Here is a 25,630-nt window from a genome sequence, read left to right on the forward strand (position 1 = left end):
GCCGCGTCAGTTCCCGGCGCGCGACGGCGCGGCCAGCGTCAGCACCTCCGGCTCCGCCGGACCGCAACACCCGTCCGACGCTGCGGTCGTGCCGGGGTCGTCGAACAGTCCCGCCCCGCCGCACACGCCGGTCTCGGCCAGGACCAGCTCCACCCGGCCCGCGGCCTCGTGGTCGCCCGCGAGTGCGGCGGCGATGCTGCGGACCTGCTCGTAGCCGGTCATCGCCAGGAACGTCGGCGCGCGGCCGTAGCTCTTCATCCCGGCCAGGTAGAACCCGGTCTCCGGGTGCGCGAGTTCCTTCGCGCCGTGCGGGTACACCGTCCCGCACGAATGCACGTTCGGGTCGACCAGCGGCGCCAGCCGCACCGGAGCCTGCAGCGTCGCATCGAGTTCCAGCCGGATCTCCGACAGCCACCCCAGCTCGGGGCGGAACCCGGTCAACGCCACCACTTCGTCCACATCGGACAGCCGCTGCCCGTTCGCCGACCCCAGGCTCAACCGGCCGGTGTCGTCGCGCTCCACGGTCTCGGTGCGGAACCCGGTCACCACCGAGACCAGCCCCGCTTCCACCGCTTCCTTCGCGCGCGTGCCGAGCGCGCCGCGGGCGGGCAGCTGGTCGGCGTCGCCGCCGCCGAACGCGGTGCCGATCCCGCCGCGGCGCAGCACCCAGCTGATCCGCGTCGCCGGGTTTTCCTTCGCCAGCCCGGACAACGCCACCAACGCCGTCAGCGCCGAATGCCCGCTGCCCGCCACCGCGATGTGCTTGCCGGAGTACCGAACCCGCACCTGCGCGTCGCCCAGATTCGGGACCCGGTAGACGATCCGGTCGGCTGCGGCGTGTTCGCCGATCGCGGGCAGGCCCTCGCCGCCCAGCGGGTTCGGGCTTCCCCACGTCCCGGACGCGTCGATCACCGCGGAAGCCAGCAGCCGCTGCTCGCCCGCGGCGGTGCGCACGTGCACGGAGAACGGCTCGTCGTCGCGGCCGCTGTCGACCACCCGGTCCCGGCCCCGCCGCGCGACCCCGACCACCTCGGCGCCGAACCGCACCCGAGACCCCAGCGCCTCGGCCAGCGGCTGCAGGTACCGCTCGGCCCATTCGCGGCCTGTCGGGTACTCCGCGCCGTCCGGACGGACCCACCCGGTCGGCTCCAGCAGACGGCCGCCCGCCGGGTCGACCAGCTCCGACCACGCCGAGAACAACCGGACGTGATGCCACGCCGCTACCGCAGCACCCGCACGCGGCCCGCGTTCCAGCACCAGCGGCTCCAGACCCCGCTCCAGCAGCTGCGCCGCCGCGGCCAGCCCCACCGGGCCCGCCCCCACCACCACGACCGGGTACTCGCTCATCCCACACCCCTGATTCATCGATCGGACTCGATTAACGAGCCAGACTGTATCGAGCGCGATCGATGGATGCAACCATCGACCGCGATCGATATACTGTCCGCATGCCGATCGCGCTGCCCCAGGCCCAAGTGCTGCCGACCGCCGACGCCGCCACCTACGCCGACTGGTTCGCCTGCCTCGCCGAACCCGTCCGCGTCCGGCTGCTGCACGCCGTGTCCACCAGCCCGCGCGGCATCACCGTCGGCGCGCTCACCGAGATCCTCGGCACCAGCCAGTCCACGACGTCGCATCACGTGCGCAAGCTCGCCGACGTCGGGTTCGTGCACCTGGAAAAGGTCGGCACCGCCACCGTCGTCACCGTCAACGAAGCCTGCTGCACCGGGCTCCCGCACGCCGCCGACGCCGTCATGGGCCTGCTCGGCCCCCGCCCCTGCTGCCCCGACGACGTGCCCGCCGACATCACCGTCCGCGCCCTCGAACCCGCGGACTGGACCGCCGTGCGGCGGATCTACGGCGAGGGCATCGCCACCGGCATCGCGACCTTCGACACCGCGGTCCCCGCCCGCAAAGCCCTCGACGCGACGTGGCTGCCCGGGCACCGGTGGGTCGCCGACCGTGACGGACAAGTCGTCGGCTGGGCCGCCGCCAGCCCCGTCTCGAACCGCGACTGCTACTCCGGCGTCGCCGAAACCTCCGTCTACATCGCCGAAGCCCACCGCGGCCGCGGCGTCGGGAAAGCCTTGCTGCGCACACAGGTCATGGCCGCCGACGACGCCGGACTCTGGACCCTGCAAACCTCCATCTTCACCGACAACCGCGCCAGCCTCGCCCTGCACCACTCCGCTGGCTACCGCACCATCGGCGTCCGCGAACGCATCGCCCAACGCGACGGAACCTGGCACGACACCGTCTTCCTCGAACGCCGCAGCCCCGTCAACTGAGCGGCTGGATTTCCCGTCTCGCGAGGCGGACACTGAACGCGTGGACAGGCAGGCCGTTCACGACGAGATGGAGCGTGCTCGCACCGAGTTTCACCGGCTTCTCGACCAGGCGAGCGACGCGGACCTGCGCCGCGCCAGCAACGGGACCCGCTGGACCAACCGCGAACTGCTGTTCCACATGCTGCTCGGCTACCTGATCGTCTGGGCACTGCGGAACCTGGTCGCACTGTTCGACCGGCTCCCTGACAGCGTGGGCAAGCGCTACGCACAGGCCCTGAACGCGGTGACCGTCCCCTTCGATGCCGTGAACTACGTCGGTTCCCGCCTCGGAGGGAACCTCCTGAAACGCCGGGGGATGGCAGCTGTCGCAGACCGCGCGATCGCGCGTCTGCACCAGCGACTCGACCGGGAAACTGAGGCCGCCCTCGCCCGGACGATGCACTTTCCGACCCGCTGGGACCCCTACTTCCGCGACCGCATGTCACTGGCCGACGTCTACCGGTTCCCGACCCGGCACTTCGACCACCACGCACGACAGCTCACGCTGCCCTACCTTTCAGGGATGTCCGCGGTCCGCGAGGATCGGCGGATGCAGGTGGAGCGGGTATGGCTTTCATGCCTGCTGCCGGTGATGGTTCAGAGTGCTGTGCCGCCCGCTCCACCACCTGGTTCTGACCGCTGATTAGGCACTGCGAACCATCGCTATGTAGGGCGTTGACGGCGGAATCGGGACGCACCACACCGTGTGATCGACCGGAGGTTCGATGGCAGTAAAAGCAGGCATCGATGTCGCCAAGGAGTTCCACTGGGTCGCGATCGTCGCCGCCGAGACCGGGAAAGTCCTGCTCTCCCGGCGCGTCGACAACGACCCGGACAGCATCGACGCCCTGATCGCCCAGCTGCGCCAGGCCGAAGCCGAGCACGGCGAGCTCACCGCCGCGATCGACCTGATGGGCGGAGTGGCCAGCTTGCTGACCGCCATGCTGCTGGAGGCAGGTGTCCGCCTGGTCCACGTCCCGGGCCTGGTGGTCAACCGAGCCCGCCGCGCCAGCAAGGGCGGCGAAGCCAAATCCGATCCCCGCGACGCGGCCACCATCGCCGACCAGCTGCGCCTGCGCGACGACTGGCGCATCGTCACCGCCGAGGACGACATCACCCTCGACCTGCGGATGCTGGTCTCCCGACGCCGTGAACTCGTCATCGATCAGACCCGCCGCCTCAACCGGCTGCGCGAAACCCTGGCCGGGTTCTTCCCCGGCCTGGAACGCGTCGTGGACGTGACCAACCTCAGCGACCTGCGGCTTCTGGTCCGCTTCGTCACACCGGAAGAGGTCCGCGAAGCCGGACGCGACGGCCTGATCGATCACATGCTGGCCGCGGGCGTCCGCCGCAGCTATGCCGAACCCTTGGCAGGCAAGGCGATTGCGGCCGCTCAGGCCCAGCATGTGATCGTTCCCGGGCAGAAGCGCATGGCCGAGTTCGCCCGCGAGTTCGCCACCGACGCGATCGCGGCCCGGCACCGCATCGGCGAACTGGAGAACCAGATCGCCGACGGGCTCGACCGCCACCCTGACGCGGCCCTCGTCCGAAGCCTGCCGGGGATGGGGGCCACCCTGACCGCGGAATTCCTCGCGGAGGCAGGAAACCTGGACCGCTTCGCCAGCGCCGATCAGCTCGCTTCGGCCGCCGGCCTCGCGCCGGTCCTGCAGCAGTCCGGGAAGATGAACTACCTGCGGCGAGCCACCGCCGGCAGCAAACACCTGAAGTTCATCTTCTACCAGTCCGCGTTCTGCGCGATCCGCACCGACCCACTCAGCAAAGCTTTCTACCAGCGCAAACGCGCCGAAGGGAAGCGCCATCACCAGGCACTGATCGCGCTGGCCCGACGACGCATCAACGTCCTCTACGCGCTCCTGCGCACCCGCCAGCCTTACCAGGCCGACTACCGACACACCACGGCTACCGCTGCTTGACATAAACATTAGGCAGCACTCCGGCTCCGAGTGACCCAGCGGGTGCGCGTGCCGGGCGACGCCGCCATTGTCGCATTCGTCCCCCACGCCGAGGGTCTCCTGGACGCGGCCGCCGTGGTCACCCACGCCGGTCACGGCACAGTGGCCGCGGCCATGCGGCACGCCGTGCCCGTGGCCGGGCTGCCCGAGCACGCCGCCGTCAACCGGCACTGGCCGCACGCCTCGCCGAGCGGGATGCCGGAATCGCGCTCGACGGCGAACCAGCCACACCTGCGGACATCCGCGCCGCCGTCGGCAAAGTGCTGGGGGCAACGGCTTTCGGGACGCAGCCGCCACCGTCGCCGCGGCAATCGCTGCCACGTCCGGTGCGGCCGGAGCAGCCAGCCTGCTCGCCAGTTGAGAGCTGCGGCATGGGGGAAGGCTGTCCGATGGGCAACCAGGATGGTGGGCGGAACGGGAGGGCCGCCCACCATCGCCTCCACAACGACTCGTGCGCCGCGACGGGTTGCGATCCCGCGCAGGATCCGCCCGACACGACGGGGCGCCCAGGGTGCAATGATGCCGATTCCCCTTTTGCCTTTTCAATCAAGAAGCGTGACGTTCTGGGCGACGACGGGTAACCCGCCGCTCCGGCTAGACCAATGTGACTCAGGGTCGAACGCATGTTCGGCTCTGAGTACGGGTTGCCGGGCTGCAGGCGGCCCAGGCTGTGGATACGAGCAGGGTGATTTTGTGGTGGACGAGTGGCCGTCAACCGTTCGGAGAGTGAGTCCGCCGATTCCGGTCTGGGTAGGCGTGCGCAAGCTGCTCGTGCTGGGTACGGAAATCCTCGTCGCACGCAACCGCGCTGGCTTGCGGACCGAGACCGACGGTCCCGGCCTGCTGTTCGAGCGGGCTCGCCGCGAGGACGGAGGAATGCTCAGCTGGGTTACCTACCAGCTCGTCACCGCCGACGACCAATTTTCACGGCCGGTCAGCCACTACGTGCCAGCCCACCTGCTCCGCAGACGAGGGCCTGCCCGTCGTCACCGGTTCGGCGACTACCGGCCGCGGACCCACGGGTAAAACGGTTGGCGGTTGCCGAGTCTCAGCAGCGAAGAGCGTCACTTTTCAGGCCTGCGCTCCGCCCACTCTGCTCGAGGACGCGTGCCAAGGTACAGGGCTGTTTGCGGTGTCGGTTGCTCGAGCCTTGGCCGCACTCTTGCGGCACTAGGCAGGCGGCGAAAGCGTTCCGACCTCACGCAGCAAACGTGTTCGACGACTTCTTCCGTCGTCTGATGACTCACCAGCTCACAAGTGCGCCCAGTTACTGGCCTATCGCGGTACTTCGTCTGGCTGGGCAACGGACTGGTGCCAGTCGATGTGGTAGCCGGTGAGCCAGGGTGCGGTGTTGCGTGGTCCTTTCTTGAGTTTTCAGGGGAGGACGGCGTCGCGGATCATCCGTTTGACGGGGCCGGGGGTTGCGTTGCCGCCCATGCGTGCGCTGGTGGCGACGACGCGTTCGACGCGGGGGCGTCGGATGGTTTCGTAGGCGTGGAATGCTTGGGGTGTGGGCAGGTCGCGGAGGCATTGGGCGAGGACGATGCTGTCTTCGATGGCCATGGAGGCGCCATGGCCGGCGTTGGGGGCGGAGACGTGGGCGGCGTCGCCGATGATGATGGTCGTGTCGGTGTGCCAGGTGGGCGTGGTGGCGATGTCGTAGCCGTTGGCGCCGGTGACGGCATCGTCGCTGGCGCGGACGATATCGGCTGCCGGTGTCCGGTCGCGTGCGAGGAGTCCGGCGACCCGTTGTTTCCATTCGTCGGAGGTGGTGCTGGCGAGTTGTTCTTTGGTGAGTTCGGTGCGGGGGTGGGGGAGGTTGGCGAACCACCAGGTCTGGCCGTCGGGTGCGGTGAGGAACGCGAAGAACGCCTTGCGGCCGAAGACCATCCGGAAGGTGCCGGGTTCGGTGGTGACGGCGGCGTGGGCGGCGTAGCCGCAGACGGTGATGGCGCCGGTGTAGCGCGGGTTCGGCGCGGCGGGGTCGATGAGCCCGCGGGTGGCGGAGTGGATGCCGTCCGCTCCGATCAGCAGGCTGCCTTGGGTTTCGGTGCCGTCGGCGAATTGCGCGGTGACCGGGTCGCCAGGTGTGGTGGTCGCGCTGGTGAGGCGTTTGCCGTGGTGGACGGCGATGCCGCGGCGGCTGGCTTCGTCGCGGAGTGCGCGGTAGAGCGTGGACCGCTTGATCATCCGCGGGCCGCGGTCTCCGGCGGCGCCGCCGATGGGGGCCTGGCCGAGCCGGGTGCCGCGGTGGTTGAAGAATTCGACGGTGCTGGCTGGGAAAGAGTGTGTGCGTACGAGGTCGGCGGCGTCGATGGCGGTGAGGGCGTCGAGTCCGTTGTGCATGATGCTGAGGAACGCGCCGACGCCGTCCGCGGTGGTGGGGTAGGCCTCGTAGATTGCCGAGTCGATCCCGGCATTCTGCAGTGCCATCGCGGTGACGGGGCCGGCGATTCCCCCGCCGATGATCATGGCCGTGGTCATGGGTCTCCTGTCGAGTTCATGGCGCGGGAGAGGGACACCAGTTCGCGGACGTCCGCGTCGAGGCTGTCGGCGGCCGCGACGACGACCGGTGTCGCATGGACCGACCGGGCCTGTTGTCCTGCGGCTCGGGCGGCGAGCGCGTGTGTCAGCGAGCGCGCCAGGTCGTCGTAGCCTTCGCAGGCGCGGGGCGGCAGGTAGGGGCTGATGCGGACGAGACCGTCGCGGCATTCCACGACGCGGCGGTAGTAGCGCCGGTGCGTGCCGCGGAGCCGGAAGAGGTCGCGCCAGGGACTGGGGGTGACCCGTTGCAGTTCGTCGTCGGGAAACTGCGCGTGGAGCACTGTCCACAAAGGATCGAGCTGGCGGTATACGCGGCGGTGGCCTGACCAGACCCGCAGTGCGGTGACCCGCATCGCGGCGGCGGGATAGATGACGCCGGCGAGGAAGATGACGACGCCGGGAAGCAGGAAGACGGCTGCGGCTACCGCGCCGAGCACGGTGGCCGCAGCGCCGCTGGTCTCGGCGAGCGCGGAGGGGGACGACGCGCCCGCCCGGCGCAGGATGATCTCGGGGATGAACACGCAGTTCGCCAGGACGATGGCGGCGAGGCCGACGGAGGCGATCCGGAGGCCGCGGGCGAGGCGCGGGTTGGCGTCGCGGGCGTAGCGGCGCGCCCAGAAGAACGCGGTGCCGAAGCCGAATGCCAGATAGAGATCCGCGGTGACGGTGAACACGGCGCCCGCGGGCGAGGAACTGCTGTGGACAGTGGGAGGGGCGAGCGCCGCGGCGGCGATCAAAACGGCTTCGGCCGCGACGAGCGGCACGGCGAAACGGCGCGCTCGGGGCCATGCCTGGCGTGGTTCCAGGGCCGAGAAGAGGAAGAACAGGACCAGGCAGGTCACTCCGATCAGCAGCGTGCCGTGCTGGATCAGGCGGGACATCATCGGCGGGAGGCCGAGCACGGTCGCCTCGCGGTCGGCGGCGAGGCCGAAGGGGAAGGCGAGCGACAGGCATGCCGCGAGCCCTGTTAGGGCGCGCAACGGGAGATTCTGCGGGGTCCGGCTCAGTCGTAGGCCCAGCCAGGCCAGCACCGCGATGGCGGCGATGCCGTAGGCGAGGACAAGGTAGGTCACAGCCACCCCAGCCGGTCACTGAGCGCGGTCTCCATTCGATGCGCAGTGTCGTTGCCCGCGGCTGGCACCCAGACACGGTCGAGAACCGAAGCCCACTCCAGGATGATGGTGGCGACTGTTTCCGCTTCGTATTCCTGCTCGGTGTCGTACGAGGTGCGGCGGAGCGCGCGGCGGACCGCGTCCGGCGCCAGGTCGGGGTACTCGGCGCGCAGGGCCTCGGTCGAGGAACCCGGGCAGAGGTCGCTGAGCAGAGTGTCGTCGTGTGCGTCGCTGTCGTGGCCGGCCAGCATGTGACCGAGTTCGTGCAGGATGATGTGGTCTTGGTGCGGCTTGCTCGTTTCCTGCTGGTAGAAAATGTAGTCCGCCGAAGCCGCCGCGACCCAAGCGCCGAACGGGCCGGGCACCGGGATGGGATGCGCACGCAGCCTGATCGGCTTGCCACGCTGGACCCCGACGCGGCGGCACAGTTCGGTGACATCCAACGGCGGATGGATGTCGAGATCAGTCAAAAGCTGCCGGCAGCGACGGCGCAGCTGCCGTTCGGACGTCATCTGCCCCTCCCTCCAGGCTCAGGACCGGACTAGCACATAAGCCACCGTGCCGGATCGCTCCCTTGGCTGCCACAGCGCTCACTCCGTTGGCGATTGGCCTCGCTCAGCCTGCTCGTCGCGATAGACCACGTCGAGCAGGTCCATCACCAGCCGTCGGCGCTCGGGGGACAGAGCACCTGCACGCATCGCGATCAGCTGGGCTTCACTCGTGTTCGCGGTCAGGCTTTCCTGCGCAGCCTGGAGCTTCTGCAGCTGTTCGTCGACCCGGTCGGTCACCGCGTCATCGAAGAAGTACGACGCTGGCACACCGAAGAACGCAGCCAGCGCATACAGGTGGCGCAGCGTCGGGTTGTCTTTCCGCGCCTTGCGCAGATGCCAGATGTAGCTTCCGGAAATCCCCACGCCCGTGGCGGTGATTTCCGCTGCGACGAAGTCGTTCGTGTACTCCTGGCCGCTGCGCGGCTTCATGGTCGCGAACAGCTTGTTCAGCCTGGCGGCCAGGATGTCCGCGAAGTTGTCCGGCAGGCTCGCCGGAAGGTGCCCATCCGGATACGCCGGTGTCGCCATGCGATCTCCACCCCGACTGCTTCCACTCACGTAAACACCCGTACGAGTCATGATGTTGATCCTGGTTGAACTCGTCCGCGTGACCAGCCTAAACTCGCGACCATCGTGATTTCAACTCCGAACCAACGGTAGCGAACCCGACGCCTTCACGTCAGTCAAAGCCACTCGTTCGGAGGAAGATCAACAATGGTATCTACCTGGCCATCCCTGTCGGGGCAGGGGCCATGCTGCTCTGCCTGCGGACAGCCGCTCGGCTCGTGGGGCACGGACAAATACACCGGAGTGCTTAACCGGGAAGGGTGGGAAGTCCGGGTCGCCTCGGTCCTCGACGGGTCCTTAGGGCATGCGATCGCGCTGCTCGTCCTCGACCTTGATCATTTCAAGGCTGTCAACGACCGATACGGTCACCCTGCAGGCGACGCCGTTCTTCGCGTTGTCGCTGCGACGCTCACGGCCGCGGTGCGGCGCGAAGACATCGTCGGGCGGTATGGCGGAGACGAATTCATGGCACTCCTTCCCGGCGCGAACCGGGCGTGCGCAAAGGGGATCGCGGAACGGATACTCAGGCGGATACGCGACTCAGTCGTCGAAGCTCGGTCCGCCGACGGACGCTCTGTCTTCATCGCAGGGCTGACCGCCTCCGTCGGCGGTGTCGTCCTGAATGCCCGCGGCAGCACTGGCATCGCGGATCTTGTCCGACGAGCCGATGAGAACCTCCTGAGCGCAAAGCGGTTTGGCAAGGACCGCGTGCTGATAGCGGCAGACGGCGACCTGTCCCGAAACTTCTGCCGTCCTAGACTCAGATGAGAGTCATCCGAACTGATCCCTTGTTGACAGTTGAAGATCGAGTCGACGGGGCCTACGCTGGTCTTATGGACGTTGCGCGTTCTGCGGCCTGATCTCCTCCCCGGCCGGCTGCACGAACGGACCTGCCCGTCTTCGAACTGCGACCTAGCCGCCGGGAGGATGCAATGACCGAGCTGTCGAACCGAACTGGACAAGTCCAGTTGATGCCCGGACGAACCCTGAGGCCCGTCAAGCATCGCCGGCCTACCACTCATGCAGACGGGACGGCTCCCGGAAGCTCACGACACGACGGCGCGTGGCGCGACGGCTGGGATGCCGAGCAGCTGCGCAAGCTGTCAGACGTGAAGCGCCTTTTCAGCGGCGACTGGATGCACGCAGTCATCGTCGCGCTCGCCGACGGGCCAAAGCACTATAAAGAGCTTCTCGACACGATCAGGACACTATGCGAACGGGACCGCGGGCACCGTCGCACTCTGCACGAAAGCGTTCTCGCGCGCACGCTCAAAACCATGACTGCCGACGGGCTGATCCTTCGGCACCAGCAGTCCACAGCTTTTCCGCCCTCCGTGCAGTATTCGTTAAGCCCGGAGACGGCCGAAGCGCTCGACGCGATGATGCCGATGGTCACTTGGGCGACGAAACATGCCGATCTCATACAGCGCGCCCGCGCACGCCGATGCAGCTCCCAGGCGTCCAGCTCCGAATGAGTTGAGCTATCGCAAGCCTCCTCGCTCGGAGTGCGGTCGTCGCAACCGTCACCCGGACCGGGCGTACAGGTCGCGCACATGCGGCGCGTACACCATGTTCTCGCGGGCGTACAGGTTGCGGCAGTGCTGGTCGCGCATGGCCAGGACCAGCAGTTCTGTGCGCGACAGGTTCAGACCGTCGGCGATCTTCACGACGGTGGGGATAGACGGCGCGGCCGCCATGCGTTCGACTCGCGACAACCACAGGCGATCGGCACCCGTCAGTTCGGCGACCTGGGTCAGGGTGCGATTGTGCCTGATGCGCCACAGGTAGAGCATTTCGCCGAAGTAGGTCAGGGTCCGGTGTGGCCCTGCGATGTCGGACGCTCGGACGGTGCGGTGTCCCCGGTCGCGGTCTGAACGGGTGGCTGCGGGGTAGCTGCGGCCTGCGGCGATCGCTAGTGCGTACGGATCGGCTTTCAGCGCGTAGGCCAAGGCTGCGGCGGTCCATAGTGATTGCAGCGGGGTGCGGCCTCGTTCGAGGGTTCCGATGGTGGAGGCGCTGATCCCGGATCGTACCGCGAGGCGGTTGATGCTCAGGCCCGATGCCTGCCGGCGTCTGCGCACCAAAGCTCCGGCTGTCTCGGGCGGTTGGGCTGCAGCGTCGGGTGTCGGTGTGCCGACGGCGGATGCGGGTATCGGTTCGAGGGTCACCGGTGGGCCTCGATTGCCGTTGGGGGTTGGGCAAGTTCTGCCGCAGGCGAAAGTCGTTCCAGGTTTCGGATGCGGTCGTCGATCACCTTCCGGGATTGTGTCGTGGGCAGTGCGAGCAGACGCAGATCCGCGGTGAGCCGTCGGTAGGCTCCGTGGTCGGGGGCGAAGACACCCGCACTGTGGTGCGCGAAGTACGTGACCGGGCCTGCGGCCGTCTCGTAACAGGTGAACGGGGCCTGCAGTGCCGGGCTGCCGCAGATCTCCGACGGAACGATGCGCACTCTGATCATCGGGTTCGCCTTCTCTAACGCCCGCAGGAACCGGAGCTGGCTGCAGGTGACCTCCGGTGCTTGGAGATGGGACGACAGGGCAGGTTCGCCGAGGAAGACTTCGACCTGTTTCCTGCGCGTTTCCGCGGTAGGGGTTCGCAGAAGCCTTCGCTGCTCTGCCTGGGTTTTGACGAATTCACTTACGCATCCGGGAGCTGCGCCGAGATCCTTCAGGACAACGCGGGCGTAGTCGGACGTCCACAGGGAGGCGGGCACGAGCGTCGGATGGTAGTCCACAAAGGATTTTGCGCGTTGGGTGAAGTGGTTGCGTGCTTCGGCATGGTGGCGGTGGTGAGCCGGGTGGAGGATTACCACGCTGTGGTCGGTCGTCCTCGCGAGGCTGGAGATGTAGGCGTGGTCGTCTGGAGCGACGGACAGGGCGCAGAGGATTCCGCCGACGTGCTCGGCGTCGGGCTTGCGCACGCCGAGTTCCCACTGCGCGACTTGCGCGTGGTGCTTGTGGATCAGGTTCGCCACTTCGCGCAAGGTCTTGTCGGCCTTGCGGCGTTGCGCGTGCAGGACAGCGCCGAGCAGCAGGTGCCGGGGCGACGGCTGAAGGGTGTCTCGTTTGCTCGTCACGAAAAGTCCATGTTCTTGCTCTATTGGCGAAGCAGGGGCTGTGCGAGTCGGCGGCGCGGACTGTGCGTCGAGGCAGTGCGCGACCGGACTGTTTTCGTCTTCTTCGGTCGGGGTGGGCCATCGTCGGCTTGGCCGGCGCGGAGGCTGATCGCGTTCTGGCCGCCGTGGGGCCGGATTGCGACTTTCTCGCGCAGGAGGAGCCGGCGGATCGTGCCATAAGACGCGTGGTGCGTGTCCGCGACCTGCTGGATGGTGGCTCCGCCCTCGTAGTCGCTGACGACTCGCGCGATGTTGAGTTCTCTTTTCACTCCTTGCCGGACAGGGGGCATCGCGACGCCCTGCTGGCGAAGAATCCGGCCTGTCCAGCTCAGCGACAGCCCGTAGACAGCGGCGATTCTCGTGATCGTTGCGCCATCCCGGTATGCCTGCGCCATTTTCTCGTTGCGGCTGTTCAACTCAGGTGTGCTAGTACTCCAGCTGTAGTTCGTGATCGGGTGCTGGTTGTTGGTGTCGCTGCTGGTAGTGGCTTTGGCGGGAGCGGTGTTGGTGTCGTCGGCGCCAGGCGGACCAGGCCAGGATGTCGATGATCTTGCGTGCTGGTTGCAGGATGAGCTGGGCGTAGAGGTGCCTGATCTCGTTGCGTGTCAACGGGATCAGGTCCTCGGCCGACGGTGTGCTGCGAGCCTGAGCCGCGGCGATGGCGAGGAAGGCGTGCGCGAACATGACCAGGGTGGTCCAGCGGTACCAGGAGGTCCAAGTGCGGACCTGGTGTTCGTCGAGGCCGGTGAGTTCTTTGCCGGTCTGGAAGGTCTCCTCGATCGTCCAGCGCCGCCCGGCGACGCGCGCGAGGTCGGCCAGCGCGACCCGGCGGGGGCTGTAGCAGCGGTAGAACGCCGTTTCCCCGGTCCGCCGGTTACGGCGCATCAAGATCCAGTGGTATCCGGTCTTGCCTGCCGGATGCAGCCGCAGCCGGGCCCACAGGTAGTAACGGCGGCCTTTCGCGCCGGCCCCGGCGGAGAGCTTCTGCCAGGCCCGCTTCGGCAGCGCGGCGGCGCGCTCGTCGGCCCGCACGCTCTCCTCGCCCGGACCGGGAACGCGGTGGTCGCAGGCCACGGCCAGCACATAGGCCTGTTCGCGGGCCTCGAGCGGATCGCGCAGGCCGGCGGCGTCTTTGCCGTAGGCCTCGTCCCCGGTCACCCACCCCACCCGGACTCCCGCCTCCAGCGCACGAGCGATCATCGCCAAGGCCAGCCGGGATTTCGTGGTGAACAGGGTCTGCGCGGGCACTCCGGCCCGGTCCCGCCGGGCCTGGTCCTCTGCCCAGCTTTCGGGCAGGTAGAGCTCGCGGTCGATGAACGTGTGCCCGGCCGGGGTGGAATACACCAGGAACACCGACATCTGCGAGTTCTCGATCCGTCCCGCGGTGCCGGTGTATTGCCGCTGCACCCCGACCGACTCGACGCCCTTCTTCAGGTCACCGGTCTCGTCGATGACCAGCATCGCGTCCTCGACACCCAGGTGCTCGACCACGACCTCGCGCAGGTCGTCGCGGACCCCGTCCGCGTCCCATGTCGCGCGCGAGAGCAGGTTCTGCATCCCGTCCGGGGTCCGGTCTCCGACCTGCTCAGCAATGGTCCAGCAGTTCACCCGCGCCAGCCCGGACAACAGACCCTGCACGAACCGCCCGGCCCGCCGACGCGACTCCACCCGCACGAACCGCCGCCCGATCCGCACGAACATCTCACCCAGCAACGACTGCCATCGCGCAGGGTCTACGCTGGCAGCCGCGGCCGCCACATGATCTTGAGTTGTCCTCACAAACACCATGATCACGTGGCGGCCGCACCCGTCTCACACGACCCCTCCAGCAAGATCACGAACTACAGCTGGAGTACTAGCTGGCATCACGACAACCGATGCTCGGCGCGATGGTATGGGTATGGACGTCGAGGCGGACGGGACTGCTCGCGTAACAGATCTCGGTGCGTGCGGGCCCACAGGTAGGTGCCGCGCAGCACCACGTGTCGGCACCTCCCGATGTCCAAGCCCCGCGGGAAGAACTTCCGCCAGCGTCCGGACGCGACATTCTTGTCGTAGGCCTCGGCCCATTCGGCCAGTTCGCGATCGCCTGTTCCGGCGGTGATCCCGGAGGATGCCGGGTCTTTCTCGAACCACTCGCCGGCGTACATGCCTAATACCAAATCGTCGTCGGAGAACGCTGTTGCGAGGTGTTCGCGTATCCGGCGGTACAGCGCGGCCGGGTCATCGGCGAGCAGCGGTCCTACCCGGCCGGCGACCTCCTGTAATACGCGATTCGCAGCGCCTGTGGTCACGCACGGGATCGTCCAGCAGACGGTCCGGTCGGGCAGCTCGTCGTCGAAGACGCGTGCGTCCAGCACGCCCGTGTCCTGGTTCAGTGTTATCGCGACTGCCTGGGCGTGTTGTCGGCCCGGCAGGTGCCGGTGCAGGCTGGTCGGCGCAGCTTCGTCCAGCAGGAGGATCCGTGCTTGAGCCGGGTGCTGCTGTCCGGCAGGCCGCCGTGTCCGCGCGCGGTTGCTGAGTTCGCACGCGGCCTCCTCGGCGGCGACTAATCCGGCGGCGGTGTCGAACTCCCTGCCGTCTCCGGTGTGCGGAACGAAAGCAGCCAGGTCGAGCGCGGCGAGCCGGGCCAGCCGCCAGCCGCGCGGATGCGGGTCGCCGGGCACGTCGCTGTCGGCGAACCACACTCGCCACGTGCGTCCGCGCTTGTCGACCGTTTCGTGGACGAATCCCGGAGCGTCGTAGAGCCGCCGCCATGTCGGCGGTCCGGTGCGATCTCGCACGGACGGGGTCCCGTTTGCGTGATCCGGCATCAGCGGCAGCTCCGTCGTGTGCTGGTCGGGCATTCCATGAGTCCGTGCCTCGTGGTGATCAGTTCTGTGGTGTTCCAGCCGGTCGGCCTGTCGGTAGTGTGCGACCAGACGACTGTGACCGTCTGTGCCGCGTCGCAGAGGCCGTAGAGCCTGCATTCGCAATAGAGCGTCGGGTCGGGCTCGTCGAAATTCCGGGTGCAGAAGTCCCTGTGGTGGCTGTTGAACGTGCGGCCGGTCGAACCGGCGCCGCTGGTGACCTCGAGGTAGGCGAGCTGGACCGTCTTGGTTCCGGTGCCACCGTCCGCTTTGATCTCCTGGGACAAGGAGTGCAGTCCACAGTGACAAGCGTTCAGCAAATCTCGTTGATCCTCGTTGGTCGGTGCTGGCTTTCGAGGGTCGCGCGATGCCGGCAGCCGCGGGGACTCGCGTTCTGCGTGCGGGAATCGGGTTCCGTCGGCCTCTGCGAGTGTCTGCAACGGTTTCTTGCCTCCTGTCTGTCTCTCGACGGGCGCTGCTGCGTGCTGACTTCGTCGGGTCTTAGCGGGCCGCGCCGGTAACCGGACGACTGGAGCGCTAGTTCTCGCCGTCGGTGTCCTGATTCGGTTTCGTTGTCGGCTGGACGGCATCGGCATCCATGGCTGCGCCCTTCTGCGCGGGTGACCAGTACGTGGTGAGCATGTCGCGGACGGGGACCGGGACCCCTTGAGGTCCCAGAGGAACGGTGACGTCCTCGAGGATCTGCCACAGCGCCCGATCGGCCGGCTCGGGATCGACCTCTGCGCCGAGGGTGCGGCGGTGGGAGTCGATGGCCTCGGCGAGCCTGCGCACGGCGTTGCGGTGCCTGCGGTTCAGGGCGGCTGCCTTGTGGTTTTCGTCGGCAGCGGCGGCTCGCGTCTGGGACAACCTGGTCTCGACGAGGCGTTTGAACATGGTGACGCGGACACGCCACTGGCTGTATCGCTGCTCGTAGTGCGACGCCGGGTCGAAGCCCAGTTTGCTGCCTCGTTCGTTGCGCCTTGATCGCCGCGTGCGGAGGTCGTTGTCGACCCTCTGTTGTGTCGCGACCAAGATCGTCCGGACGCGGTCGAGCAGCGGCGGGACGAGCAGGGCCTCCCACAGTCCGGTAGCGTCCGGGCCGAGGTTGGCAAGGACCAGTTCTTCGAGCTGGTCGTCGCTGCACCCGATCAGTTCGGCGAAGTCCGGAACTGCGTCTGTCGCATCGTCGAGGCGACTGCTCTGCGCCTCCCTTGACGTCATCTGGTATCCCAAGGCAGGAACCGGCTCCGGACGCGACAACTCGCCATCGCTGGCAGGGAGCCAGCCGCGGTTGTCAATCGCTGTGCGGAGTAACTGGGTCATGGTGTCCACGCCCGCCACGGAACGTCGGCGGACAGGCTTCCGGCGGCGAGCACCTCCGCGATTGCCGCCGGGCGCAGCACAGAGACCTCGGCCTCGCCCGCCCACCGGTGCGTACGAGGCCGGTGAACGGTGATGCGGTCGGTGTCGGCGAGCGTCACGTCAAACAGGAACGCCAGCTCGGACGACGACCCGTGCCGGCCTCCGTCTATTTCGTGCTCGACGACGGAGCAGAAGTCGAGTCCGGTGATCGCTGCGTCGATCTGGCCGCGCAGGGTGCGGCGGAGTGCCTGCTCGACGGGTTCGCCGTCGCGGACCGGGCCGCCTGGCAAGACAAAGGCACCGGTGTCGTCGGTGATGAACAGGATGTCTTCGTCGCGGCCGATGAGGGCGTACGTTCCTACTCGTGGCCCTGGTGTGCGGCAGGCGTTGTTGTTCATAGCGGATGTCCCATCGAGTGCTGAGGGCCCGAACCGATCGGCGCGGCCGGGCGTGTCTTGCGGACCCGCCAGCCTCGGTTGCGCATCTGAACTCCGGCCTCGGAAAGAACCCGGTGCACGAAGCCGTACGAGCGCCCGCATTCCTCGGCCAGCGCACGAACAGTCGCGCCTTTCTCGTACCTCTTCTTCAGCTTCCTGCGCATCGCGTCCCGGGCGGGTCCGGTGATCCGACACCCCTTGATGCTGATTGCTGGCGCTGCCAAGGTGTCCCGTCCTTTCTCTTGTTATCGAAATCGGTGCCGCGCGACTAGGCGCTTCCGGGATGAGGAGGCGGCTCGTGCTGCGCATGGTGTCCTTCGCGCTAATGGTTGGCTGGTGCGAGATCGCGGTCCTCGACCGGCCATGCGATCTGCGTCGCGGTCCAGTCGTCCAGCGGCCGGTGGCGGATGACGGAGGGGCGGCTCATCTCGGCCGCCCGATCGTCTGGGAACCCTCCGGGTGCTGCGGGAATTCGCGCCGCGTCCTGCGCGGTACCGGGCCGGTAGATCACGGCTGCTGACTCCTCTCGTACGCGCGGCGGGCACGGTCCCCGCCGGGAAGCACTTGATGCACCACATCAGAACGACGTCCTCGCGAGGCTCCCCGTCGGCAAGGCAGATGACTCCGCAGTCGCTCATCCCGAGCCAGGTGCGCCCGCGGCACAGGATTCGCAGGAGTCTCTGCGGAACCTTGTGCATCACCGCTTCGCCGCGAAGTGAGAACGGCCAGAGTGCGAGGCACACCCTGTATGAGGGCGCATTGGGGCTCTCCCGGAACATGTCAAGCTGCCTTCAACTCAGCGAGCAGTTGGCCCTTGTCGCATTCGCAGAGTTCAGCGAGCGCGTCTTGCGCGGGCCGGGGAACGAGCAGCCGGCCTATTGAGTACGGGGGCAGGTCTCGCAAGCGGATCTCTGCCCAGCGTGCGAGTGGATGTCCCGACCGGGCCAGCTCGGCTAGGTTCACGACTACCGTGCCGTCGCTGATCGCCTCGTCGTACACGCGCTCGAACAAGCGTCCGGGCGGCAGTCCCAATACGTTGCAGTACACCGTGAACCGGGCGACCGTCATCGCGCGCGTTCCGAACTCGTGCGAGGCGATAGTCTGCGTCGCCTGGCCAACACCCATCGCGCGCCAAGTCCTGCCGCGTCCAGTCGCCGATCTCGCGTTCACAACGCAACGCCCTGCCCAGGATCTTCAGGAACCTCGCTTCGACGTCTGCGCGACCGTCCAGTTCACCGTCGGGATTCTCGGGCGCACGGGTGTCCTGCTTTCGCCCATCGTCGTTTGTCATGACGCCCTCCTGCCGCGCTGGCTTCGTCCGCGAACGCGATGAGGCCGCCGAGCCGGCGGGGGCCGGCGATGCCGTCCGGTTGGACCGCCCTGGACGAGCACAAGAACAGCCCGCCGCTTCTCGCTCTGCCGCATACGGGACAGGTGAATGAGCCGAGCGCACTCGACGCATTGAGCGCCGGGGGCCGAGATAGCGAGCGAACACTCCAGCTGACGACCGCAGACGGCGACGAGGGGTACGCCGTGCTCGCGAGACTCGTAGAAGGCCTCGTCGGTGACCTGATGCTGCATGCCGTCGCGCCCGCAGGTATAGGGCGTCGTCCACAGGCGTTGGACTGGTGCGGCCATTCCAGACACCTCTCATCCGGGGTGGAGCGCGGTGGAGGCGACCGGTCGGGGTCAGCCGCCTCCACCGCGGCTATGGGGCGGCAGACAGGCGAGGGCGCCTAGGCTTTCTGCCGCTGGGCAGAATGTGAACGCCGTCGGGCTCGACCTCGCCCGTCCGCCGCCGATTTCCCCGAAGGCATGCGCGCCGCGCGGCACGAAACACCGCCGGGGTGGCTACTGAGTCAGAGCTGGACGTTGCCGTGACCGATCAGGTGGCTGAATCGGCGGGCTCGAGCATTGCATTCAGCTCGTCGCGGATGATCGCGGCAGACTGCTCAGGCGGACGGTTTGAGCAATCCAGGGTCAGAACGGGGAAGCCGACCTCATCCAGCATCGTGCGAGCTTCCCGGTAGAACTTGGTCTCCGTGCGGCTATTGCCTGGCGGGCTCTGGAAGCGGTTGTGCGGTCCACGTGCGTGCAACCGTTCCGAGATCACGTCGGGGTCGGCCTCAAGGATGACCGTAAGGTCCGGTCGTTCGACTTCTTCGTTGATCTGCCAGAGAAACACGGGGTCCACGCCGTCGAAGCGCTGGACGACCAGCCCCGATGCCAGGTACCGGTCGGAGATCACCACGTGGCCAGTCTGAATACGTGGCTTGATCTCGGTTTCCACGTGGTGATACCGGTCAGCCGCGTACAAGCATGCGAGAGCGTGACCGGTGACAGTCGGTGTGAGTTCGGCGGCGAGCTTCCCGATCGGGCCGTTCGACGGCTCCGCCGTCACGTGCACGTGACGGCCCTCCGCAAGAAGAATCTGTGCCAGATGCCGGACGATCGTCGTCTTTCCCGCACCGCCGGGGCCGTCGACGCTGATGAGCAGGCCGCGGTCGAGATCAGAAGAGGACGGCGTCATCTTCGTCACCTCGCTCCGGTCGTTCGCGGAGTGCTTCGAGCGATCGCCCGGCCGCGACATGAGCAAATAACCGGGCGGTCACCGTCGTGTCGTACGCGGCGCGATGCGGCTGCTGCATGTCCTCCAGCCCAGCGTCAAGCCCGAGCTGCCTGACAAGCGATCCGAGCTTGTAAGTCGGATGGCCGGGCAAGAAGCGCCGCGAGAGCTTGAGCGTGTCGAACACTTCGGGGCATTCCCAGTCGCCAAGTTCGCGCTCCAGCACACCGACGTCAACATGGGCGTTGTGGGCGATGAGCGCGGGGGCGTCCAAGGCCTTCAGCACCTCGGCGGCGATTTCGGCGAATGCGGGAGCTCCTGCTACCTGCTCATTGGTGATCCCGTGGATCCGCTTCGCGAAAGGGGTGATCGGCCGGCCAGGCCGCACTAGCCACGAGACGGGCTCGCTGATGCTTCCGTGTTCGATCCGGACAGCCGCAATCTCCACGAGATCGGCGGGCTGTTGGCCGTTGCCCTCGACATCCACGACGACGTAGCTGAGTGCAGTCCAGTCAGTCATGCTGGAACTCCCGTCCATCCAATGTCGGCGCGACCATGCCGGAGCGCATGGTGAGGGTGTCTCGCGTCGTGCACCTGAAACCCGAGCGCGTGCTGGAGGAAGTACCGTGGCTGCTCAGTTTCCAAGCCGGACACGACGACGGCCCGCTGGGAAATGTCTACGACCTCAAGGTCGCGCGCCTCGGGCAACACGCTGGCGCAACGGTGTACATCTTCTGTTGCTGGCACGCGTTGCGCCCCGGCACACAGTTCTCTCTGCGGGAGCGGGCAGATGTCGCAAAGTTCCCGAATGCCGTAGTGACCGTTGTAGTCGGGCAGGCCATGCGCGTACGACACGGCACAGGAAGTCTTGCGGAACAAAGCAGCCGAGTCAGCAAACGCATCGAGGACCCGGCGTTCCAGCGTCTCGGGCACGATCTTGCGGCGTGCAGTATCGGTATAGGGCTCGGGGATGCCGTTGGCCTTGTAGTACGCGGCGATCTGGTCGCGGTAGAAAAGTCCAGTGAAAACCGTAGCGTCCGCGTGCCGGCTCAACTCGTACGCAATGGAGAGGTGCTGATCGGTGTCGTTCAGGCCGGGGACGAGCGGACGCCAATAGAGAATCGTCCGGTACCTTCGCCGCACCGGTTCGCTCATCAGCTTCAACGACTCGGCTGCGACGTGCGACGGGTACGGTTCGATCTTCGGGTCGTCGATCCCTGAGTAGGTGAACAGCAGCGTCAGCTTGACGTGGCGAAGCTGGTTCAACCGGTCGATGTCGTAGGGCTTGAGCTGGTGCCGCGTGATGACCAGCACGTGATTGGTCAGCTCGCGTTCGTCCAGATCTTCGAGCACCGCATACGTGTGCGGGCGGACCTTCGGCAAGAAAGGCTCGGTGGCCCGGTTGAACAACTGGACCGGTGTGACGTGCGGTTGAAAATACCGGTGGTTGACCAGTTCGTCCACCGCTTGCGCGTCCGGCATGAGCGCAACAGGCTGATCCTTGTCCCACAACCCGTAGGTATGCCGGATGCAATATGCGCATCCCAGTGGGCATCCCTGGATGTGGTTGAGGCTCAAGCCGCTCTTTCGATATTCGACCACCTCGCGCGCACTCTCGGAGAGGAGGCCGATCCGGTCCTTGCTGAGCAGGGGTACTGGCGTAATCACGTAGCTCGTCTCCAAGGTCGGCCGGGGCGGACTCAGGGAGACTAGGCAGGTTCACGTGCGCGAGAAAAGCAAGTTGCTCGTAGTTGCACGCAACAAGTCAAACAGTTGATGATCGGAGCAACGTGGCGCTAGTCCTGCGGCAGCTGCTCTGCGAACTCGTCCATGACGCGCGTGATGATGGCGCGAGCGGCACGGCCATAGCTGGCGACAGCGGCGAGTTCGCTGAAGACGTCCGAGTACAGCTCGATCTCTTGGGGCTGTGCGAGGTTGAGGGCCGCGGAATATGTCTCGACCAGGACCTTCTCCTCGTCGTACAACCAGAACCCGTGCCACGGTGCTGCGGTGTACTGGGTGTCAAATCCGATGATCCCGAGCTTGACGTTGGGGAGCGCGGAGATCGAGACCAGGCGATCAAGCTGGCCGAGCATGACCGGCACAGTTGACAGGCGGAAGCGCAGAGCCGCCTCGGTGAGGACGAAGTGGAAGCGCTTGTCCGGCCGGTAGAAGATGTCCTGCCGCTTCAGGCGGCCCGCGACTGCGTCGTTGATGTCGTTGGCGAGCTTGAAGACACGGATGCTTTCGGCGAAACGCGCGCGAGCGTACTCGGAGGTCTGAAGGAGCCCCGGAATCACGGTCGACTCGAATACGCGGAACAGCTGCGTCTTTTGATCCAGTTCAGCAAGCGAGTTCTGCCGCGGCCGGATGCCGCCACGAAGAATCCGCTGCCACTCGGCGTGCTGAACTTCCAGTGTGCGGAGCGACGCGAGCAGTGCAGGAGCCTCGTCCTCGCGCCCAGTCGCCTTCGTCCAGGACTTGATGTCGTCTTCGCTGGGTTTCTGCTTGCCGTTTTCGATCTTGGAGATCTTCGAGAAATGCCATGACAGCGACTCCGCGAGCTTCCTGCCGGTCAGACCGGCTTGTTCGCGCAGCTCGCGGAGCCGACCGCCGAGCGCCATGCGCGCCTCATGGACGTTCGAGGGATCAGAGGCCCTGTTGCTTGGCAAAATCGTCCCGCCGTACCGCGTGATGCCAGGCTGCATCACGCCAGTAGTTGTGTTGAACTACCTGCTCCGGGTCTTCGACGACCTCGCCGCCTAAGAATCCCATGCGATCGTCGAAATGCATCCGAACCAGCAAGCGCGAGTCGAACAACCAGTAGTCATGCTTCGGCAGCCGGTCGGCACGGGTTCGCGGAAGGTAGCGGATGTCTTCGCCTGCTCCGCCGGTGAACTGCGAACACCACACGCCGAACCGGCTGTAGTCCGTGAGCGGCATTGAGACGATGCGCACGCGGCTGAAGAGCCGGCCCGCGGCCTTCGCTTCGCGGATCATGTCAAGCCAGCTCTGCATCCAGGGCAGGTCGTCCGGCTCGCCGGCGAGGAATTTGCGCAGGGACTCGTTCTCGTACGTCGCGTCGTACTGATCGAAGGTCTCCAAGCGGAAGGCCGTGTGCTCGAAGCCATGGAAGAGTTGCCTGAACTCCGGTCCTGGCTTGATCAGCTCAGTCAGCGTGTTCCTCCTTCGGCTCCTGCTGTGCGTAGCGTTTGGCGTAGAACTTCAGGACATCCTCGGGGATCTCGATCAGGGTCTCATGATCGGGGACCGGTCCGATGGCGGCCAGCGCTTGCGGGTCAGTCACCCTCCATCCCTGGGCAATGTAGGTGGTGCGGTCAGTCCGGTCAGTGGCATAGAGCGTCGGCGAGTTGTCGACCTGGGATTCGGGATCCTTGCCGAGGAACGTAACGTGCATCATGCCTCCGTTTCGAGCAACTTCCATCTTGTTGCTCACCATGGTGACGCACGACACCATGACCGTCAACGGTGAGAATGCGGGTCCTTGGGCTGAAGCGCGGGATCGCTGCCCCAGGGTTCGCTGTGCGTACCCCGGGCAGCTTGCCGGGAATCGACGGGAGTCAGCGTACGACCGTCGATGACCCGAAATATAGGAGGAACGGCAGTGCTCCGGCCAGGAGGAACGGGCCGAGCGGGATGTCCCCGCTCGCGCCCTGCTTCCCGACGATTCTCGCGGCCCCGACAACGGTGCCGCCGAGGAGCCACCCCGCTGCGAGGCCGGCCCAGACAGCCTCCCAGCTGATCCAGCCGAGTCCAGTTCCGAGCAGTCCTGCCAGCTTCATGTCGCCGCCGGCAATTCCGCCCAGGGCGTACAGAGCTCCGTTGACAGCCAAGGCGACGGCCATCGCCGAGGCTGCTCGCGCAAAGTTGCCGCCATGAGCATTCAGAGCAGCGTCGGCCCCCAGCGAGATTCCTAGAACCGCGAATGCCGTGCCTAAAAGAATATTCGGCAGTTTGTGCACGAGCAGGTCGATTGTTGCCAGCGGCACACCGAACCCGCCAATGCCGCTGTACGCGACCAGTTCCAGGGACCAGTCGAAGCGGCACGCGAGTGCGGCGAACACGATGGCTGTCACGGCTTCGAGCAAGCCAAGGGGCGGCGGTGCTGTGGCGGGCTCGCTCGCAGCGGCATATCGGATGACTATCGGGCGCAGCATCAACGCGAGCGCTGCGCCAACGAGTGCCCAGCCCAGGACCGCAGCGGTCTGCATGGCGATTATGGCCCGTAAGTATTCGAAGTTTTCGGGCGAGGCTGGTTCACGAGGTGCCCCCAATCAGCGCTGAGTAGCTCGTCATCAGCACTACCAGATTTACTACTCGCCAGTTGGGAAACTCGCACATTGCTAGTTCGAATGGGTGAACGTTGAAGGCAGAGTACCATTCCGACTTCCGGGTCGGTACTTCCACACCTTGCAGTCAGTATGGGTACGCAAGGTAGACCTGAGCCAGGGCACTCGGCAGAAGTTCGAGTGAGAGGAGTGGAGGGGTGGAGTCCGTGGTCTCCCAAAGGGCATGTCGGCCAGCAGCGGTGTTTTCGAGCGTCATCGTCGCTGCCTTGGCGGCTGGATGCAGCGCGGGCTCGCCGTCCGATCCTGCTCCCGCTGGCTCCTCCGAAGCTCCTGGAGCGCCTACGTCGGCAGCCGCACCGCCAGCGTCGACAGCACCGGCTGACGCCGCACGTCAAGGAGCGGTGGCGGCATACCTCGGGATGTGGGAAGACATGGCCGCCGCGGCGAAGACATCAAACTGGCAGGACCCGCGCTTAGGGCAGCACGCCACTGCCACGGCACTGACCAACATCACCCGCGGCCTGTACGCGGACAAGGCGAATGGTCTCGTGACCAAAGGGCAGCCCAAGAACTCACCCAAGGTGTCATCCGTCGAGCCGCCCACAGACCCGACAAAGGTGATCGTCGCTGACTGCGGCGACGACAGCAATTGGCAACATTATCGTGCGGACAACGGACAGCCGGCCAACGACGGCCCGAGCGGACGTCGGCAAATCAATGCCGTTGTCGAACGGCAGGGAGACGGCGCATGGCGGGTTACCGACTTCGGAATTCACGAGGTCGGGTCATGTTGAGGAGAGCTGCGCTGATTGCGGGGACGACCGGATCGCTGGTGCTCGCAGGAGCAGCCCCGGCGTTGGCGGGCGGCCCTTGGGGATCTGCGGATTGCCAGCAGACTCCGTCCCCGGCGTGCCAGCTCGGCGCGGGCCAAGGCGGTACTGACGGCACCCCCGGGCGAGTCCCGTCCGGCCCCGGCAGGAATCCGGGCCGACAGGGCGGAGGTCAACACGATGACCAGCCGGACACCGGCGACCGAGTGATCGGCCCGAACGACAAGAGCGCCGACTGCGGATACCAGCGCTCGGACTACCGGCCCCCGGCGGGTGGAACGATCACCGCCGCCTATCGGCCATCCGACCGGGAACGCGGCACTGAGGTCCGGCCTGCGGTGTTTCGCCTGGCGAGCGTGCGGACGGCACCGTTGGTGCACACCGCCGCGCGGCCTCTGCAGGCGCAAGCCAGCCCTGGTCAGGGACCGGGCGCGTGGTACCTGTACAAGTGCTCCGGCCCTGGCTTCTCGGATGCGCTGTACCGGACGCCGATCTGGATTCCAGACAGCCAAGCGCCTGGTCCGGCTCCGCTGCCGTCGCCTGCGGAACTAGCGCAGGCCGCGCGCAACCAGCTCCGATTGCCGAGCCCCACGATCGCGGCGAACCCGCGCCGAGATCAGCTGGTGGCCCTGCCGACGTGGTTGTGGTTGTCGAGCGGCTGGGATCAGCAGTCGGCCACGGCCTCCGTCCCCGGGGTCTCGGTGACCGCGGTCGCGAAACCGACCTCGCTCGTGTGGTCGATGGGCGACGGATCGAAGGTGACGTGCGGCAGCGGCGGCACCCCGTTCCCTGCCAAGGGCGATCCGAAGGCAGCGTCGCCGGACTGCGGTCACACCTACCGGACGTCCTCGGCCGGGCAACCGAACAACGCATATCCGGTCACAGCCACCGTGCACTGGGCGGTCTCATGGTCCGGGGCTGGCCAATCCGGAACATTCCCCGACATGACGACCACAGGCAACGCGGCGTTCCGCGTGGCGGAGAGCCAAGCGCTCAACACCGGCGGACGGTGATCCGCAACGGGGCACGCGCTCCGCGCTGACAACCACAGAACTCAGTCCGAACAGCCACCGCGCCGCAGACGGCG

Annotated in this window: 31 protein-coding genes; 8 read left to right on the forward strand and 23 right to left on the reverse strand. The window is 66.8% G+C overall.

Going from position 1 to position 25,630, the window contains the following annotated elements; translation table 11 throughout:
- Positions 1-6 precede the first annotated feature (6 nt).
- Positions 7-1,347 (reverse strand): FAD-dependent oxidoreductase, encoded by a 1,341-nt coding sequence (locus ATK30_RS27750; RefSeq protein ID WP_101438013.1) that lies wholly within the window; start codon positions 1,345-1,347, stop codon positions 7-9.
- Positions 1,348-1,448: 101 nt separating this feature from the next.
- On the opposite strand from ATK30_RS27750, the gene ATK30_RS27755 reads away from it, so the two are divergent.
- The 4 genes from ATK30_RS27755 (at position 1,449) to ATK30_RS27770 (ending at position 5,326) form a co-directional block, all read left to right on the forward strand.
- Positions 1,449-2,288 (forward strand): helix-turn-helix domain-containing GNAT family N-acetyltransferase, encoded by an 840-nt coding sequence (locus ATK30_RS27755; protein WP_101438014.1) that lies wholly within the window; start codon positions 1,449-1,451, stop codon positions 2,286-2,288.
- A gap of 40 nt (positions 2,289-2,328) precedes the next feature.
- Entirely contained in the window at positions 2,329-2,970 is a 642-nt protein-coding gene (locus ATK30_RS27760; RefSeq protein WP_101438015.1) for a DinB family protein, read from the forward strand.
- Positions 2,971-3,052: 82 nt separating this feature from the next.
- A complete protein-coding gene (locus tag ATK30_RS27765; RefSeq protein WP_101433892.1) occupies positions 3,053-4,261 on the forward strand; it encodes an IS110 family RNA-guided transposase in 1,209 nt (402 codons plus the stop codon).
- Between the two features lie 765 nt (positions 4,262-5,026).
- The gene (locus ATK30_RS27770; protein ID WP_101438016.1) at positions 5,027-5,326 is read left to right on the forward strand and encodes a hypothetical protein; all 300 of its coding nucleotides are present in this window, start codon (positions 5,027-5,029) and stop codon (positions 5,324-5,326) included.
- A 348-nt stretch (positions 5,327-5,674) separates the two neighbouring features.
- On the opposite strand, the gene ATK30_RS27775 is transcribed toward ATK30_RS27770, so the two are convergent.
- The 4 genes from ATK30_RS27775 to ATK30_RS27790 form a co-directional block, all read right to left on the reverse strand.
- Complete coding sequence (locus tag ATK30_RS27775; RefSeq protein WP_244194742.1) at positions 5,675-6,784, reverse strand: FAD-dependent oxidoreductase; 1,110 nt, start codon at positions 6,782-6,784, stop codon at positions 5,675-5,677.
- Positions 6,781-7,917, reverse strand: a complete 1,137-nt coding sequence (locus ATK30_RS27780) for an MAB_1171c family putative transporter (protein WP_101438017.1) — start codon at positions 7,915-7,917, stop codon at positions 6,781-6,783. The genes ATK30_RS27775 and ATK30_RS27780 overlap by 4 nt, the downstream gene beginning before the upstream one ends.
- Entirely contained in the window at positions 7,914-8,468 is a 555-nt protein-coding gene (locus ATK30_RS27785; RefSeq protein ID WP_101438018.1) for a hypothetical protein, read from the reverse strand. Before ATK30_RS27785 ends, ATK30_RS27780 begins: the two co-directional genes overlap by 4 nt.
- A 78-nt stretch (positions 8,469-8,546) precedes the next feature.
- Positions 8,547-9,035 carry a helix-turn-helix domain-containing protein gene (locus ATK30_RS27790; protein WP_235079090.1) on the reverse strand — a complete coding sequence of 163 codons (489 nt, stop codon included), beginning with the start codon at positions 9,033-9,035 and terminating at the stop codon, positions 8,547-8,549.
- 186 nt (positions 9,036-9,221) lie between these two features.
- Between ATK30_RS27790 and ATK30_RS27795 the strand changes: the two genes are divergently transcribed.
- Both ATK30_RS27795 and ATK30_RS27800 read left to right on the forward strand, forming a co-directional pair.
- Entirely contained in the window at positions 9,222-9,842 is a 621-nt protein-coding gene (locus ATK30_RS27795) for a diguanylate cyclase (protein ID WP_101438019.1), read from the forward strand.
- 164 nt (positions 9,843-10,006) lie between these two features.
- Positions 10,007-10,549, forward strand: a complete 543-nt coding sequence (locus ATK30_RS27800) for a winged helix-turn-helix transcriptional regulator (protein ID WP_244194743.1) — start codon at positions 10,007-10,009, stop codon at positions 10,547-10,549.
- A 48-nt stretch (positions 10,550-10,597) separates the two neighbouring features.
- On the opposite strand, the gene ATK30_RS27805 is transcribed toward ATK30_RS27800, so the two are convergent.
- From ATK30_RS27805 to ATK30_RS27890, 18 genes are all read right to left on the reverse strand, one after another.
- Positions 10,598-11,242, reverse strand: coding sequence for a transcriptional regulator (locus tag ATK30_RS27805; RefSeq protein WP_101438020.1), 645 nt, complete (start codon positions 11,240-11,242; stop codon positions 10,598-10,600).
- Entirely contained in the window at positions 11,239-12,150 is a 912-nt protein-coding gene (locus ATK30_RS27810; protein WP_101438021.1) for a Scr1 family TA system antitoxin-like transcriptional regulator, read from the reverse strand. The genes ATK30_RS27805 and ATK30_RS27810 overlap by 4 nt, the downstream gene beginning before the upstream one ends.
- Before the next feature lie 20 nt (positions 12,151-12,170).
- Positions 12,171-12,605, reverse strand: coding sequence for a helix-turn-helix domain-containing protein (locus ATK30_RS27815; RefSeq protein WP_208637432.1), 435 nt, complete (start codon positions 12,603-12,605; stop codon positions 12,171-12,173).
- A gap of 10 nt (positions 12,606-12,615) precedes the next feature.
- A complete protein-coding gene (locus ATK30_RS27820; protein WP_101433821.1) occupies positions 12,616-13,890 on the reverse strand; it encodes an IS701 family transposase in 1,275 nt (424 codons plus the stop codon).
- 164 nt (positions 13,891-14,054) lie between these two features.
- Complete coding sequence (locus ATK30_RS27825; RefSeq protein WP_143271433.1) at positions 14,055-15,002, reverse strand: hypothetical protein; 948 nt, start codon at positions 15,000-15,002, stop codon at positions 14,055-14,057.
- The gene (locus ATK30_RS27830) at positions 15,002-15,325 is read right to left on the reverse strand and encodes a hypothetical protein (RefSeq protein WP_101438023.1); all 324 of its coding nucleotides are present in this window, start codon (positions 15,323-15,325) and stop codon (positions 15,002-15,004) included. Before ATK30_RS27830 ends, ATK30_RS27825 begins: the two co-directional genes overlap by 1 nt.
- Positions 15,326-15,575: 250 nt before the next feature.
- Positions 15,576-16,370, reverse strand: a complete 795-nt coding sequence (locus ATK30_RS27835; RefSeq protein ID WP_143271434.1) for a hypothetical protein — start codon at positions 16,368-16,370, stop codon at positions 15,576-15,578.
- The gene (locus ATK30_RS27840; protein WP_037359931.1) at positions 16,358-16,798 is read right to left on the reverse strand and encodes an NUDIX domain-containing protein; all 441 of its coding nucleotides are present in this window, start codon (positions 16,796-16,798) and stop codon (positions 16,358-16,360) included. The genes ATK30_RS27835 and ATK30_RS27840 overlap by 13 nt, the downstream gene beginning before the upstream one ends.
- On the reverse strand, positions 16,795-17,001 hold the full coding sequence (locus ATK30_RS46390) for a helix-turn-helix domain-containing protein (RefSeq protein ID WP_081655060.1): 207 nt from the start codon (positions 16,999-17,001) through the stop codon (positions 16,795-16,797). Before ATK30_RS46390 ends, ATK30_RS27840 begins: the two co-directional genes overlap by 4 nt.
- Before the next feature lie 158 nt (positions 17,002-17,159).
- On the reverse strand, positions 17,160-17,348 hold the full coding sequence (locus ATK30_RS27850; protein WP_037359933.1) for a hypothetical protein: 189 nt from the start codon (positions 17,346-17,348) through the stop codon (positions 17,160-17,162).
- Between the two features lie 269 nt (positions 17,349-17,617).
- Positions 17,618-17,962 carry a hypothetical protein gene (locus ATK30_RS27855; protein ID WP_037359935.1) on the reverse strand — a complete coding sequence of 115 codons (345 nt, stop codon included), beginning with the start codon at positions 17,960-17,962 and terminating at the stop codon, positions 17,618-17,620.
- Between the two features lie 760 nt (positions 17,963-18,722).
- The gene (gene tmk, locus ATK30_RS27860) at positions 18,723-19,367 is read right to left on the reverse strand and encodes a dTMP kinase (protein ID WP_037359936.1); all 645 of its coding nucleotides are present in this window, start codon (positions 19,365-19,367) and stop codon (positions 18,723-18,725) included.
- Positions 19,348-19,923, reverse strand: a complete 576-nt coding sequence (locus tag ATK30_RS27865; RefSeq protein WP_037359938.1) for a 3'-5' exonuclease — start codon at positions 19,921-19,923, stop codon at positions 19,348-19,350. The genes tmk and ATK30_RS27865 overlap by 20 nt, the downstream gene beginning before the upstream one ends.
- Positions 19,920-21,071 (reverse strand): radical SAM protein, encoded by a 1,152-nt coding sequence (locus ATK30_RS27870; protein WP_037359940.1) that lies wholly within the window; start codon positions 21,069-21,071, stop codon positions 19,920-19,922. The genes ATK30_RS27865 and ATK30_RS27870 overlap by 4 nt, the downstream gene beginning before the upstream one ends.
- Positions 21,072-21,199: 128 nt before the next feature.
- Positions 21,200-22,027 (reverse strand): helix-turn-helix domain-containing protein, encoded by an 828-nt coding sequence (locus ATK30_RS27875; protein WP_235079091.1) that lies wholly within the window; start codon positions 22,025-22,027, stop codon positions 21,200-21,202.
- A 25-nt stretch (positions 22,028-22,052) separates the two neighbouring features.
- Entirely contained in the window at positions 22,053-22,580 is a 528-nt protein-coding gene (locus ATK30_RS27880) for a DUF6879 family protein (protein WP_037359944.1), read from the reverse strand.
- Positions 22,573-22,881, reverse strand: coding sequence for a hypothetical protein (locus ATK30_RS27885; RefSeq protein WP_374204457.1), 309 nt, complete (start codon positions 22,879-22,881; stop codon positions 22,573-22,575). Before ATK30_RS27885 ends, ATK30_RS27880 begins: the two co-directional genes overlap by 8 nt.
- A gap of 103 nt (positions 22,882-22,984) precedes the next feature.
- Entirely contained in the window at positions 22,985-23,635 is a 651-nt protein-coding gene (locus ATK30_RS27890; protein ID WP_051165943.1) for an A24 family peptidase, read from the reverse strand.
- 479 nt (positions 23,636-24,114) lie between these two features.
- On the opposite strand from ATK30_RS27890, the gene ATK30_RS27895 reads away from it, so the two are divergent.
- Both ATK30_RS27895 and ATK30_RS46395 read left to right on the forward strand, forming a co-directional pair.
- Positions 24,115-24,507 (forward strand): hypothetical protein, encoded by a 393-nt coding sequence (locus tag ATK30_RS27895; protein ID WP_235079095.1) that lies wholly within the window; start codon positions 24,115-24,117, stop codon positions 24,505-24,507.
- Between the two features lie 392 nt (positions 24,508-24,899).
- On the forward strand, positions 24,900-25,556 hold the full coding sequence (locus ATK30_RS46395; protein WP_235079097.1) for a hypothetical protein: 657 nt from the start codon (positions 24,900-24,902) through the stop codon (positions 25,554-25,556).
- Positions 25,557-25,630: the final 74 nt, after the last annotated feature.

The sequence above is a fragment of the Amycolatopsis echigonensis genome (assembly GCF_002846615.1).
GTDB lineage: Bacteria > Actinomycetota > Actinomycetes > Mycobacteriales > Pseudonocardiaceae > Amycolatopsis > Amycolatopsis echigonensis.